10 protein-coding genes are annotated in these 13751 nt (G+C 69.0%); 2 read left to right on the top strand and 8 right to left on the bottom strand.

Annotated features, from left to right (window positions below; all coding sequences use genetic code 11):
- Nucleotides 1–22 precede the first annotated feature (22 nt).
- The 5 genes from QZ853_RS10985 to nudE all read right to left on the bottom strand — a co-directional run bounded on the left by QZ853_RS10985 (nt 23) and on the right by nudE (nt 3031).
- Complete coding sequence (locus tag QZ853_RS10985) at nt 23–325, bottom strand: DUF962 domain-containing protein (protein WP_295572979.1); 303 nt, start codon at nt 323–325, stop codon at nt 23–25.
- A 163-nt stretch (nt 326–488) separates the two neighbouring features.
- The gene (locus QZ853_RS10980; RefSeq protein WP_295572977.1) at nt 489–818 is read right to left on the bottom strand and encodes a YnfA family protein; all 330 of its coding nucleotides are present in this window, start codon (nt 816–818) and stop codon (nt 489–491) included.
- Nucleotides 815–1654: a nucleoside triphosphate pyrophosphohydrolase gene (gene mazG / locus QZ853_RS10975; RefSeq protein ID WP_295572975.1), complete on the bottom strand. Its 840-nt coding sequence runs from the start codon at nt 1652–1654 to the stop codon at nt 815–817. The genes QZ853_RS10980 and mazG overlap by 4 nt, the downstream gene beginning before the upstream one ends.
- A gap of 13 nt (nt 1655–1667) precedes the next feature.
- Nucleotides 1668–2471, bottom strand: a complete 804-nt coding sequence (cysQ, locus tag QZ853_RS10970) for a 3'(2'),5'-bisphosphate nucleotidase CysQ (RefSeq protein ID WP_295572974.1) — start codon at nt 2469–2471, stop codon at nt 1668–1670.
- Nucleotides 2468–3031 carry an ADP compounds hydrolase NudE gene (gene nudE / locus QZ853_RS10965; RefSeq protein ID WP_005418435.1) on the bottom strand — a complete coding sequence of 188 codons (564 nt, stop codon included), beginning with the start codon at nt 3029–3031 and terminating at the stop codon, nt 2468–2470. The genes cysQ and nudE overlap by 4 nt, the downstream gene beginning before the upstream one ends.
- A gap of 77 nt (nt 3032–3108) precedes the next feature.
- Between nudE and bioA the strand changes: the two genes are divergently transcribed.
- Both bioA and QZ853_RS10955 read left to right on the top strand, forming a co-directional pair.
- A complete protein-coding gene (bioA, locus tag QZ853_RS10960) occupies nt 3109–4500 on the top strand; it encodes an adenosylmethionine--8-amino-7-oxononanoate transaminase (RefSeq protein WP_295572973.1) in 1392 nt (463 codons plus the stop codon).
- Complete coding sequence (locus QZ853_RS10955; RefSeq protein WP_295572971.1) at nt 4491–5228, top strand: 16S rRNA (uracil(1498)-N(3))-methyltransferase; 738 nt, start codon at nt 4491–4493, stop codon at nt 5226–5228. Before bioA ends, QZ853_RS10955 begins: the two co-directional genes overlap by 10 nt.
- Nucleotides 5229–5305: 77 nt before the next feature.
- Here QZ853_RS10955 and QZ853_RS10950 read toward each other — a convergent pair whose 3' ends face one another.
- The 3 genes from QZ853_RS10950 to QZ853_RS10940 are packed head-to-tail and all read right to left on the bottom strand — an operon-like array spanning nt 5306 to nt 13705.
- A complete protein-coding gene (locus QZ853_RS10950) occupies nt 5306–5770 on the bottom strand; it encodes a chemotaxis protein CheW (RefSeq protein ID WP_295572968.1) in 465 nt (154 codons plus the stop codon).
- Nucleotides 5767–7107 (bottom strand): chemotaxis protein CheB, encoded by a 1341-nt coding sequence (locus QZ853_RS10945; RefSeq protein WP_295572966.1) that lies wholly within the window; start codon nt 7105–7107, stop codon nt 5767–5769. The genes QZ853_RS10950 and QZ853_RS10945 overlap by 4 nt, the downstream gene beginning before the upstream one ends.
- Entirely contained in the window at nt 7094–13705 is a 6612-nt protein-coding gene (locus QZ853_RS10940) for an Hpt domain-containing protein (RefSeq protein WP_295572964.1), read from the bottom strand. Before QZ853_RS10940 ends, QZ853_RS10945 begins: the two co-directional genes overlap by 14 nt.
- Between the last annotated feature and the right edge of the window lie 46 nt (nt 13706–13751).

The raw sequence follows: 13751 nt of genomic DNA, 5'->3' as shown, positions 1-13751 counted from the left end.
AACGCGGTCTCCACAGCGGTCGCTACCAAGGCACGCGCCGGCGCAGGATGTCGACGAACATCACCCAGTCGCCCATGAACGAGTACAGGGGATGTTGGAAGGTAGCCGGACGGTTCTTCTCGAAAAAGAAATGACCGAGCCAGGCGAAGCCGTAACCGCAGAACAGGGCGGCAAGCAGGAGGATCGGTTGACCGCGCAGGATCGCCGCAGCAACCAGCAGCAGCACCCCGCAGCTGCCGATGAAGTGCAGCCGGCGCGACACCGGATGACGATGCTCGCTGAGGTAGAACGGATAGAACTCGCGGAAGCTGGCGAAGCGGGACATGCGCGTGCTCCGGGGACCAGGGTCGCCACCATCATGCGCCTTCCGGGCTGCGTTGTTGAGCCGAGCTACGCTCGGCTTGCGCGTGCCCGCGCGGTCGGAAGGAAGAGCAGCCGAGCGTGGGCTCGGCTCTACAGAAGGCTGGAGAGGCCGGCCATGCCCGGCCCTACACCGATGAGGTGCGCGGCCCGAACATGATCACCGCCATACCGGCCAGGCACAGGGCGGCGCCGAACAGGTCCCAGCGGCTGGGACGGATGCCATCGACCACCCACAACCAGAACAGCGCGGTGCCGATGTAGACGCCACCGTAGGCGGCATAGACGCGGCCACTGGCGGTGGGATGCAGGGTCAGCAACCAAGCAAACAAGGCCAGGCTGGCCGCCGCCGGCAGCAGCAACCAGATGCTGCCATCCTTGCGCAGCCACAGCCACGGCAGATAGCAGCCGACGATCTCGGCCACTGCGGTCAGCAGGAACAGGCCGAGCGTCTTCACGCCTTTTCACCAGCCTTGGCGTGCTGCCACAGTGCTTCCTGCGCATCCAGGTCCAGTGCGGCCAACGTTCCGCCCTGCGCTGCGGCCTGCGCTTCCATGGCCCGGAAGCGACGCTCGAACTTGTGGTTGGCCCCGCGCAGCGCAGCGCCCAGATCGATGTCGGCATGCCGGGCCAGGTTGGCGCAGACGAACAGGAGGTCACCCAGCTCTTCCTGCAGGCGCGCCTTGTTGCCGGCGATGTCACCGCGCTCGAATTCCTCGCGCAGCTCCTGCAGTTCCTCGGCCGCCTTGTCCAGCACCGGCAGCGGCCCTGGCCAGTCGAAACCGACCTTGGCCGCGCGCGACTGCAGCTTCACTGCACGCAGCCATTCCGGCAGGCCACGCGAGATGCCGGCCAGCGCGGAGGTGTCCTGCTCGCCCTTGGCGGCACGTTCGGCGCGCTTTATCGCTTCCCAGTTGCGCGTCACCCCGTCGGCATCGTCGACGCTGACGTCGCCGAACACGTGCGGGTGGCGGCGCTGCATCTTGTCGCTGATCGCGCGCGCCACCTCGGCGAAAGCGAACGCCCCCTGCTCCTCGGCCATGCGCGCATGGAACACCACCTGCAGCAGCAGGTCGCCCAGCTCGTCGCAGAGATCATCAAGGTCGCCACGGTCGATCGCATCGGCCACCTCGTAGGCTTCCTCGATGGTGTACGGGGCAATGGTCGCGAAGTTCTGCTCAAGGTCCCACGGGCAGCCCCCCTGCGGGTCGCGCAAGCGCGCCATGATCGCCAGCAGGCGCTCCAGTTCGTGGGTGGCGGCGCTGCTGGTGGCGGGGGTGTCGTGAGCGCTCATGCGGCCTCCAGGATCAGTCGGACAGCCAGTCCCGCCACGGCAGGCTGGTGTCACCAAGGGCAATGAAATCGCCGTTCAACAGGGTTTCGCGGCGGTTGTAGCGGAACGGCTTGCCGGTCGCTGCCGACAGCACCGCGCCACCGGCGGCGTGCAGCACGCACTGGCCGGCCGCGGTATCCCATTCGGAGGTCGGGCCGAGCCGTGGGTAGACATCCAGGCCGCCCTCGGAGATCCGGCAGAATTTCAGCGATGAGCCTTGGGCGACGGTCTCGATGCGGCCCATGCGCGCCAGCAGCGCCTCGGTTTCCGGTGAGCGGTGGGAGCGGCTGGCGGCGACCCGCAGCGGCGTGGTGGCCGGCGTGCGGGTGCGCAGCACGCTGTCGTGCACCCCCTGCCGCCGGTACGCCAGTTCGCCGCGCATGGCATGCCAGAGGATGCCGGTAACCGGCGCCAGCACTACGCCGAACGCCGGCGCACCCTGGTAGATCAGCGCGATGTTGACGCTGAACTCGCCATTGCGCTTGACGAACTCGCGGGTACCGTCGAGCGGGTCGACCAGCCAGTAGGCGCCCCAGTGGCGGCGCTGCTCCCACGGCACCTGCACCGATTCCTCCGACAGGATCGGCAGGTCCGGGGTCAGCTGCTGCAGGCCCTGTTCAATGACCTGGTTGGCAGCCAGGTCGGCGGCCGTGACCGGGCTGTTGTCACCCTTGATCTGCACCTCGAAGCCATCGGCGTACACCTGCATGATGGCCCGTCCGGCGTCCTGGGCTATGGCGATGACGGTCTCGCGCAGGTCCGTGGTCAGCTTGATCATCGCGTGCCCTGCAGCCACTGGCGGGCGATGAACAGCGCCGCCAGCGAGCGCCCCTCGGAGAAATCCTCGCGCAGCATCAACTGGTCCAGCTCGGCCAGCTTCCACGGCACCACTTCCAGTTCCTCCGGCTCGTCGCCGGCCAGCTTTTCCGGGTACAGATCGCGTGCCACCACCAGCCACGACTGGTGGCTCATGTAGGTCGGGGCCAGGGTCATCGCGCGCAGCACGTCGACCCGGCGCGCACCGTAACCGGCTTCTTCCTTCAGCTCGCGGTCGGCGGCCTGCTCCGGGGTCTCGCCGGCATCGATCCGGCCCTTGACCAGGCCCAGCTCGTAGCGGTGCATGCCGGCGGCGTATTCACGTACCAGCAGCACCGTCTCGTCATCGAGCATCGGCACGACCACCACCGCGCCGTGGCCACGGCTGACCAGGCGCTCGAAGCGGCGGCGTTCGCCGTTGGAGAACTCCAGGTCCAGGTGCTGGCGCTGGAAGGGGCCGTTTTCCTCATCAGTGATCCGATGGATGATCGGCAAGCGACGGCCGGCACGGTCATCGTTCATGCGGAATCTCCGCGGCGGCCGGCGCCAGCGCCGGGGCCGATAGAATGTGCAGGCAGCAACATGTTCATGAGCCCGAAATGCTAGCAGACCCAACCCCCTCCCCGCTGGCCCAGCACTGGCGGCAACGCGACCTGCAGGTGCTGTGGCACCCGTGCACGCAGATGCGCGAGCACCCGCATACCCTGCCGCTGGTACCGATCGCCCGCGGTGAAGGCGCATGGCTGATCGACCACGATGGCAACCGCTACCTGGACGCGGTCAGCAGCTGGTGGACCAATCTGTTCGGCCATGCCGAGCCGCGTATCGGCAGCGCCATCGCGGCGCAGGCCGGGCAACTGGAACAGGTGATGCTGGCCGGCTTCGGTCACGAGCCGGCGATCACCCTGGCCGAGCGCCTGCTGGCGCTGGCGCCCCGCCAGCCCGGCCGCGAGCCGTTGGCCAAGGTGTTCTATGCCGACAACGGATCGGCCGGCGTGGAAGTGGCGCTGAAGATGGCCTTCCAGTATTTCCAGAACCGCGGCGAGCCGAGACGCACGCGCTTCATCGCGCTGGAAAACGGCTACCACGGCGAGACCCTGGGTGCGCTGGCGATGGCCGATATCCCATTGTATCGACGGGTCTATGCACCATTGCTGGCCGAGGGCCTGTTTGCGCCGTCGCCCGACGCGTACCTGGCCGAGCCGGGCCAGAGTCCCGCCGACCGCGCCCGGCAGGCCGCCGATAGCCTGGCGACCCTGTTTGACCAGCATCCGGGCGAGATCTGCGCGGTGATCCTGGAACCACGCCTGCAATGCGCTGGTGGCATGCGCATGCACGACCCGGTGTACCTGCAGCGCGTGCGCCAACTGTGCGACGCGCACGGCGCGTTCATGATCGCCGACGAGATCGCCACCGGTTTCGGCCGCACCGGCACCTTGTTCGCCTGCGAACAGGCCGGTGTGATACCTGACCTGATGTGCCTGTCCAAGGGCCTGACCGGCGGCTTCCTGCCGCTGGCCGCGGTGCTGGCCACGCAGGCGCTGTACGACGCCTTCCTCGACGACTCGCGCGAGCGCGCCTTCCTGCATTCGCACAGCTACACCGGCAACCCGCTGGCCTGCGCTGCGGCGTTGGCCACCCTGGACATCTTCCACGATGACGATGTGATCGTCCGCAACCGCGGCATCGCCTCGGTGATGGGTACGCTGGCCGCGCCCTTCAACGATCACCCGCACGTGGCCGATGTGCGCCAGGCCGGCATGGTGGTGGCCTTCGAGCTGTCGCGCGACGGCAACAGGCGCACGCCGTTCGACCCGGCGCTGCGGCTGGGCCTGCACGCCTACAAGGCCGCCCTGAAGCGTGGCGTGGTGCTGCGCCCGCTGGGAGACGTGCTGTACTGGATGCCCCCGTACTGCGTGGATGACCAACAACTGGAGCTGCTGGCACATGCCACGCTGGCGGCGATTGACGAGGCGATTGCATGCGCGTGACCCGCTGCCCCATCGACCTGGCGCTGCACAGCGGCCAGACCGTGACCCTGCCGGAAGAAACGGCCAACCACCTGGTGCGCGTGATGCGCATGCGCGAAGGCGATGCCTGCGTGCTGTTCAACGGGGACGGCCACGACTACAGCGCGACCCTGACCGTGGTCGGCAAGCGCGAAGTGCAAGCACGCATCGATGCGCTGCAGGCGGTGGACAACGAATCGCCGCTGGCGATCACCCTGCTGCAGGGCATCGCCCGTGGCGAGAAGATGGACCTGATCCTGCAGAAGGCGACCGAACTGGGCGTGGCCGCGATCATTCCGGTCAACGCCGAGCGCACCGAGGTGAAGCTCGATGCGGCGCGTGCCGAGAAGCGCGTGGCGCACTGGAACAGTGTGGTGACTTCGGCCTGCGGCCAGTCCGGGCGCGCCCGTATCCCGCAGGTCGGTTCGCCGCTGTCGCTGGCGCAGGCGGCCGCAGCGCTGCCGGCCCAGACCCTGCGGCTGACCCTGGACCCGCAGGGCGCGCATCGCCTGTCGACGCTGGATGCAGCGCCGGCCGGTGGCATCGTGATCGCGATTGGCCCGGAAGGCGGCTGGTCACCGCGCGACCGTGACCAGCTGGCGGCGGCGGGTTTCCAAGGGCTGCAGCTGGGCCCGCGGATCCTGCGCACGGAAACTGCAGGCTTGGCCGCGATCGCGGCATTGCAGGCGCGGCTGGGGGATCTGGGGTAGGCCTCGCACAGCGGCAGGCACTACCGGGAATCCGGAACGCCTGCGGTGGCGCCGGGCCATGCCCGGCGGATTCCCGATCAGGCGGCGAGCGAATCCAGCGCGGCTTCAAGCGCGTCCAGGTTCGGCAGCAGCGCGCTCTGCTCACCCAGCAGCACGCGCATGTGCACGGTCTGCGGCAGGGTTTCCTCGGAGGCATCGGCCAGCAGGCCGTCTCGCGGCACCGAGATCAGCTGCGGGAAGTTCTGCGTCAGCAGCGCGTAGTACGGGCGCTGCGTGTTGCCGCTCAGTGCTTTCAGCACCACCACCTTGTTGTGCCCGCCCACCCCTTCCTCGCCCAGTCCGGACAGGCGCGCGAACGACACCAACGGCACCTGCCAACCATGCCAGCCGATCTCGCCGACCAGCCAGCGCGGCGCATCGGCGACCGGCTGCACCGGCACGCGCGACATCATTTCGGCCACGGTGGCGTTGGGGAGCAGCACGCGCTCGTGGCCGGCCTGAATCAGGACGCCGCGGATTTCGTCATTGCTGGCGTAGCTCATGGTGCCTCTCCGTTGTCGTCCTGCTCACCCCAGCGCGCGGCAATCGCCTGCGCCAGTTCCTGCGGTTCGCCGGCCACCATGCCCGCGGCTACCACCGCTGTGGCCGCCGCCGGGTCATAACAGCCCTCGCCCACCTGTCCTGCCACCCAGGCTCCGGCCGCGGCCAGGTCCAGCGCGGGGCCGACATGGGCAAGGTCGGCACCACTGAGCAGCACCAGCGCGGTGTGTTCGGCCGGCAGCGCGGCAAGCGAAATGCCGCTGGCGTCACTGAGGAAATGCAGGCCATCGCTGGCCGCACGCACGCCGATGTCATCGGCCAGCACATGCACTTCGCCCGCGACCGCGCGCTGGCCTGCTTCGGCCAGTTGCACCGGCAGCGGCGACACGCGCGACATCTGCTTGACCAGGTTGCCGTAGCGGCCACCATCCAGGCGCATGTGCACCAGCACCGGCACGGCCAGCGCGGACGGCAGCGCACCGAGCAGGCGACGCAGTGCATCCGGACCACCAATGCCGGCCAGCACCAGCAGCGATCCAGCACGCGCGCCCGACGGCGCTGCGGCATCCAGATCCACCAGGCTCAGGTGGTCGGTGTCGAATGACGGAGGCGCGACGTCCACCGCGACGATCTCGGCGGCGGGTGCGGGCACATCGGCCACGTCATCGACCAGCGACCACGCGGTATGGTCGAAGGAGACCGGTGGTGCCTTCGGCGCTGCCGGCTCAGCCGGCGGTGGCGATGGCAGTGGCGGCGCCTCCAGCGGTTCGGGCACGACCGGCTGCAGCGCCGCCAGTGCCTGTTCCAATGCAACCGGCTCCTGCAGCTGTGCCGGCGGTGCGTACAGGCCATCGGCCGGCACCTCGTCAGCCCAGCTCAGCGCCTGCTCCAGGTGGCGCTGCAACGCATCTTCCTGCGGCGCCGGCGCCGGGGCCGGATGGCCCGGCTCCAGCTGCAGGCCCGGCTCTTCTTCCGCACCGGGTGGCAGCACCTGCTGGTGGCCGTGCAGCTTGGCGGCCAAGTGGCGGCCCCAGCGCTGCGCTTCCCAACCGTCCCGGCGCGCGGCCAGTTCGGCCTCGTCGAACACCAGGGTCAGCTCGGGCGCGGAAAGCACGGCTTCCAGGCGCTCCAGCGCATCTTCGATGCCTGCCTCCAGCGCGATCACCACGATCTGTGGGCGAGCGTCCTGCAGCAGCTGCGGCTCCAGATCGTTGGGATCGTCTTCCAGCACCAACTGCACGTCGGCGTGCGACAGTGCCTCGCGCAGGCGCTCACGTGCCGCACCGGCGCGGGCCAGCAGGGCAACGGCCGGGGCCGGATGGGTTTCACTCACGGACACGGGCGATCCCCAGCAGGTCGTACACGTTACGCATCAGGTCCAGCTCCTGGTACGGCTTGCCCAGGTAACGCTGGACACCGATCTCGAAAGCGCGCTGGCGGTGCTTGTCGCCGCTGCGCGAGGTGATCATCACGATCGGCACATCCTTGTAGCGTGGATCGGCGCGCATCGCGGTGGCCAGCTCGTAGCCGTCCATGCGCGGCATTTCGATGTCCAGCAGCATCAGGTCGGGCACGCGCTCTTCCAGCCGCTCCAACGCTTCCACGCCGTCACGGGCAACGGCGACCTCGAAGTTGTGTCGTTCCAGGATGCGGCCGGTCACCTTGCGCATGGTCAGCGAGTCGTCGACCACCATCACCAGCGGCACCTGGCGCTCCTGGCGCGGCGTACTGGCCAGCACCGGCAACGTCGGGTTGGCGAGGAAGCGGCGCACCAACGGAGCCACGTCCAGGATCACCACCACGCGGCCATCGCCGGTGATGGTGGCGCCGTAGATGCCCGGCACCGAGGCGATCTGCAGGCCGACAGGCTTGACCACGATTTCGCGGTTGCCGAGCACCTGGTCGATCGCCACCGCGGCCCGCAGGTCGCCGGCGCGGACCAGCAGCAGCGGCACCTGGTGCTGGCCATCGGCGCGCGCCGGGGCCTGCCCGACCAGACTGCCGAGGTCGTACAGCGGGTAGTCTTCGCCGCTGTAGCGGTAGCTGCTGTCGGCGGCTTCGAAACGCTCGCGCGACAGGCGGCCGATACCGCTGACCGAAGCCACCGGCACGGCGAAGGTGGTTTCGCCGATCTGCACGAACACCGCCTGGGTGACCGCCAGCGTCTGCGGTAGGCGCAGGGTGAAGCGCACGCCCTGACCACGTACCGACTGGATGTCGACCGTGCCACCGAGCTGGCGTACTTCGTTGCGCACCACGTCCATGCCGACGCCACGGCCCGCCAGCTGGCTGACCTGGTCGGCGGTGGAGAACCCGGAGGCGAAGATCAGGTTGTCCAGTTCCTGCTCGCCCGGCTGCGCATCGGCGGCCAGCAGGCCACGGTCGATGGCGCGTCGGCGAATCGCCTCGCGGTCCAGGCCGGCGCCGTCGTCGGCCACCTCCAGCACGATTTCCGAACCTTCGCGGTGCAGGCGGATGGCGATCTCGCCTTCTTCCGGCTTGCCGGCGGCGCGGCGCTGTTCCGGCGCTTCCAGGCCATGGGCCACGGAATTGCGCAGCATGTGCTCCAGCGGCGCGACCATGCGGTCAAGCACGTTGCGATCCAGTTCGCCGTGGGTCCCTTCCAGGGTGAGGTGCACCTGCTTGCCGGTGTCCATGCCGGACTGGCGGACTACGCGGCGCAGGCGCGGCACCAGGCCGTCGAACGGCACCATGCGCGCGCGCATCAGGCCATCCTGCAGCTCCGAGCTGACACGCGACTGCTGCTGCAGCAGCGCGTCGTACTGGCGCGACAGATCGTCCAGCACGCCCTGCAGGCCGCCAAGGTCGGCGGCCGATTCGTTCAGCGCGCGGCTGAGCTGCTGCAGGGTGGAGAAGCGGTCCAGCTCCAGTGGATCGAACTTCTGGTCGGCCTGGTCCTGCTCACGCTGGTAGCGGGCGACGATCTGCGCTTCGGTTTCCAGATCGAGGCGGCGCAGCTGGTCGCGCAGTCGCGCATTGGTGCGCTCCAGTTCGCCCATCGCGCCACGGAAGGCACCGAGCTGCTGTTCCAGGCGCGAGCGGTAGATCGCCACTTCGCCGGCATGGTTGACAAGGCGATCGAGCAGATCGGCGCGCACGCGCACCTGTTCCTGCTGCGGACGCGCCAGCGGGTCTTCGTCGGTCGTGCCTTCGGCCGGCAACGGCGCTGACAGCGGTGCATCGACCGCACTGAGCGACGGGCTGGCGACCGGCGCGGGCGCGGCATCGATCTGGCTGACCGCAGGCGCGGCCGCAGCGGCGGTATTGATGCTGGTGCGGACCTCGAACGCCTCGACCAGATCCTGCGCCGGCTCGACCACGCGATGCGCGCCGGTGCGTGTCAACAGCTGGTGCAAACGATCGAAACCGCGCTCCAGCAGCTGCACATCGCGGCGTTCGATTTCGGTACGACCGGCGGCCACCGCCTCAAGCAGCGATTCGATGCTGTGGCCGAGGTCGCCGATGGCATTGATGCCGGCCATGCGTGCGCCACCCTTCAGGGTATGCAGGTCACGCTGCAGGCCGGCCAGCGCCTCGCGGTCCTGCGGCGCGGCGCGCAGCTCGCTGATCAGGCCATCGCAGTGGTCGAGCAGGTCCTTGCCCTCCTCAACAAAGATATCGACCAGCTCGCGGTCGTACACGCTGAAATCGAGCGCGTCGGCGGCCTCATCGGCTTCCGCTACAGCAGCGACGTCCAGCGCAATCGGCTCGGCCGCCGGACGCTCGTTTCCGGATCCGGTTTCGGCTTCCACCGGCTCGACCTGCACCGGGGCCTGGCCCGGCGCGTCTTCCAGTTCGAACAAGCGCACCGGCGCGGCAACCTGCGCGACGGGCTCATTCACCGTCGCCGGGGACGGCTGGTCGGCGCTCTCTCCTTCACCGACCGCCGCCTCCCCGCCGACGTCCGCATCCTCGGCGAAGGCTTCCGCCTCGCCCGGCGCGAGTTCGCTGGCCTGCAGACCGAGCACGGGGCATCGCCCGTCGTCGGCCACGGTCTGCTCTTCGTCGATCACGTGCAGGCCGGCCTCGAGCGCGGCTGCCAGCGTGACCGGTTCTGCAAAACCCGGCGCAGCCATTTCATCCTGCAGGCTCGACAGCTCGCTGTCGAGTGGCAATGCAGCAGCGTCTTCAAGGACGTCTTCGTCCGCACCGCCGATGTGCGTCGACGGCTGCGCATTCAGGTCCCTGGCGCCAAGCTCGACGGCCACGACGGTGTCGTCCGCATCGCGGTCGTCGACCGGCAACGCGCTGGCATCCAGATACGGCGACAGGTCGCCGACACCGGTCAGGCCGGGCTCGTCCTCAGGCGACAAGACGGTCAGTGCCTGCGGTTCGTCGGCTGCGGGCGCGGTGATGTCCGTCGTGTCGGTCTGGATCGATTCAATCGATCCGGCGGCATCGGCAGTGGTCTCGCCTTCGCCCGGTACCGAAGGCCATCCGGCGTCGAAGTAGCGCGAAAGATCGTCGCTCCCGGTCAGCTCGGCGACCTGCAGGTCAGCGCCGATCAGTCCGTCGCGCTCGGTCAGCGGCTCGTCGTCTGCAATCGCTTCCAGCGCGGGCGCAGGCGACGGTTCCGGTTGGGCACGCAGCTGCGGCACATCCTCGATTGCAATCTCGGCCAGCGCACTGGCATCGGTGCCAGTCTCGGCATCGAACGCCAGATCATCGTCATGGTCGTCCAGGCCGGCCATCGGCCAGCGCGCTTCCGGCAGTTCGCCGGCCAGCGCCTGCAGGCGCTGCACCAGCGCCTCCTGCGGCACGACGCGCGGCTGTTCGGCCTGCAGCGCCTGCATGGTCGCGGTGATCGCCTGCGCGGTCGCGTCCAGCGCGGCCACGCCGTCCTCACCCGGCACCACTTCGGCGGCCAGCGCGCGCTTGATATAGGACTCGGCCCCGCCGGTGACCGCGGTGATCTCCGGCACTTCGGTCATCGCGAAGGCGCCGTTCATGGTGTGCACTGCGCGCAGCAGCGCATCGCTGACCGGCTGCGGTGCCTGCTGCGCCGAACGCAGCCAGTCCAGCAGGGTCGCCTGATGGACTTCCACTTCGGCTTCGAGGATCTCGCGCAGCACGCTGTCGATGTTGGCGGGCGTACCCGGCGCTTCGGCCACTGGCGCAACTTCGGCATCGGCTTCGGCCTGCACCGATGCCATGGCCTCGGCCTCGAGGATGCGGGTGATCCCGTCCTGGCCTTCGGCATCAGCCACAGGAGCGGCCGGTGCGGCGGGGCCCGGCAGCGGCACGTAGAAGGTTTCCTCACCGGCACCGACGCGGTCGGCGATGGACTGCATCGCCTGCAGGTCGACGCTGATGCGCTGACCATGGCGCAGCGCGGCGTTCAGCTGCGGCAGCGCGGCGTGCGCATTGTCGACCATCGCCAGCACGGCGGGCGACGCCGGGCGGCTGCCGTCGAGCACGCGGTTGAGCATGCCCTCGATCTTCCAGGCGAAATCGCCCAGGGTGCGCGCACCCACCAGACGACCACTGCCCTTGAGGGTATGGAAAATGCGTCGGATCGGCCGCAGCCGGTCCATGTTGTCCGGCTGCATGCGCCACGCAGGCAGCAGGTCGCCGAGGTTGCCCAGCTCGTCATCGAACTCTTCCAGGAACACCTCGCGGATGTCCTCATCGATGTTCTCGGCGTCGTCATCGAAGCCCGCTTCGAAACCGGCATCGGCATCGGCCACGGCAGCCGCTCCCGCGCTGGCAGGCGCGGCCTTTGCCTGCGGATCGAAGTCCGCAGCAGCGGCACTCAGCTCGGCAAAGAACTGTGCGTCGGCTTCACTGAAATCGATCGGCGCGATGGTGTCTATGTCGATCACCGACACCACCGTCGCCGATTCGCCCGGTGGCATCGCCACCTCGTCCGCAGTGTCGGCCGCTGCATCGGCCGACGCGGGCAAGGCATCATCATCGCTCTCGAGCGACGGCAGCAGCACGACATCGCCGTCCAGCGACAGCGTTTCCATCGCGTGCAGCGAGAGCACGTCGTCGGCGTTGTCCAGCGCATCGGCGTCGAAACGGAACACCACGTCGTCGCCTGCGGCAACCGCATCATGCTCGGCGGCCACCGGATCGAACGCCGTTGCGGCAGGCGCATCGGCATTGATGGAGATCACCGGATCGGTCGCGTCTTCGATATCCGACGCCGCTGCATCGGCCGGAACCGGCGGCAGGGGCTCGGCCAGGCTCCACTGCGTCGCAGCAGCCGGCTCCGCATCGGCCTGCTCGAAACTGACCGGGTCGAGGCTGGCGAAGGTCGGGCTGCGCTCGTCACCGGCCGGCGCGAGCGGCTCGGCCTCCGGATCGAATGGTGCGAGATCCCACTGCGGAACGGCCGGTGCAGGCGCGCTGGAGGCGGCAAAGACCAGCGATGCGCCTGCACCGTCCTGCAGCGACAACGGCGCGGAGGCGGCACCGGCATCCGTACCGACCGCGGCGCTGCCCAGCGCACCGAACAGCAGGCTGTTGTCGGCCACCGGCCGGGCCGGAGCGGCCGGCGGCGGATCAAAGGTGAAGTCCGGCAGTGGTACCGGCATCGTGCCCGCCGCAGGCGCGGCCGACTGCACTGCAATCTCGATGTGTTCGGGCTGCAGCGGCGCGGCCTGCACGGCGATCGCTTCACGCTCGATCGGCTGAACCGTCGCTGCCGGCGGCTCGGGCGCATTGCGCTCGGGCAGCGGCCAGTAGCGCAGCGCCTCGAGACTGCTGCGGGTGATGTCGAGGATGTCCTCGCGGCCCGGACGGCGGTCGCGCAGGGCTTCCAGGTAATACTCCAGGCTGGCCATCGCATCGGCCAGGGTGTCCAGTTGGCGGCCACTGGGCACGCGCTGGCGTCCGATCAGCTCGGCGTCTATGTACTGCTGCACGCCGCGCAGGTAGTCAGCGGCGGTGCCCAGATCAAGCATGCGCAATGCACCGGCGACATCGCCGAGCAGGCGCGGCACGTCCTGCAGTTCGGCATGGTTCCAGCTGGTTTCGATGAAAGCGACGAAGTGTTCGCGCGCCGCGGCGAAATTGGCGATGGCTTCGTGTGCCAGCACCTCCACCGTGCGCCGGTTCTCCACCGCGCTCGGGTCGTCCTCGCCGCTGCCACCGGCACCCAGATGGGCGACCTGGTCGTCCAGCGAGGCGTCGACATAGAGCAGCGCACCGGCGATGTCCAGCAGCAGGTTCTCGTCGATCTGCTGGCGGCCCTCGACCACGCCACGCAGCGCGTCACGCTGCTGCACGACCACGCCACGGGCCACGCCCAGCCCCATCATGCCCAGCGTATCGGCCACCGCGCCCAGCTCATTGGCTTGGGTCTGCAGCTGTTCAGGTGCGCCGCCGGTGCGCAGGTGCAGGTCCAGCGCATCCTTGATGCGCAGCAGTTCTTCCTTCACCGCGCTGCCGACGGTATCCAGCAGCTCGCGGTTGCGCCCGCTCAGGCTGCCACGGGCATGGTCCAGCTCGGCTTCGGTGGCGGTGATGCTGTCCGGCGCGAAGGCCAGCAGCACGCTGTCATGCACGCCCTCTTCGCCGCGCGCGGCGCGGATCTCGTTGAGCAGCGGCATCAGCACGATCGGAATGTCGCGGTGACCGTTCTGCAGGCGCTCCAGGTAGTCGGGCAGCAGCACGCTGCCGCGCATCAGCGTTGCGCAAGCCTCGTCGCGGTCGGAAACCTGACCGGCGCCGATGGCGTTGGACAGCTGCTCCAGCTCCTCGGCCACCATCGCCGGGGCGTACAGCTCGACCATGCGCAGGGTGCCCTGTACCTGGTGCAGGTAGCCGGCGCAGATGCGCATGCGGCTGGCATCGGCAGGGTCTTCCGCGTAGTACTCGACCTCGTTGCGTACCTGGCGCAGGGTCTCGTCCAGCTCGGGCTTGACCCAGCCCAGTGCTGCGTGGCTCATCGCATCGCGCAGACTGCTCATTGACGCGCTCCGTTCGCCGCCGCGCGGAGGCCGCGCGAGTTCTGGC

Origin of the sequence: uncultured Stenotrophomonas sp. (assembly GCF_913778665.1) — a bacterium.
Classification (GTDB): Bacteria; Pseudomonadota; Gammaproteobacteria; order Xanthomonadales; family Xanthomonadaceae; genus Stenotrophomonas.
The sequence above is the reverse complement of the archived record's forward strand: the minus strand, read 5'-3'. Positions and strand labels throughout refer to the sequence as shown.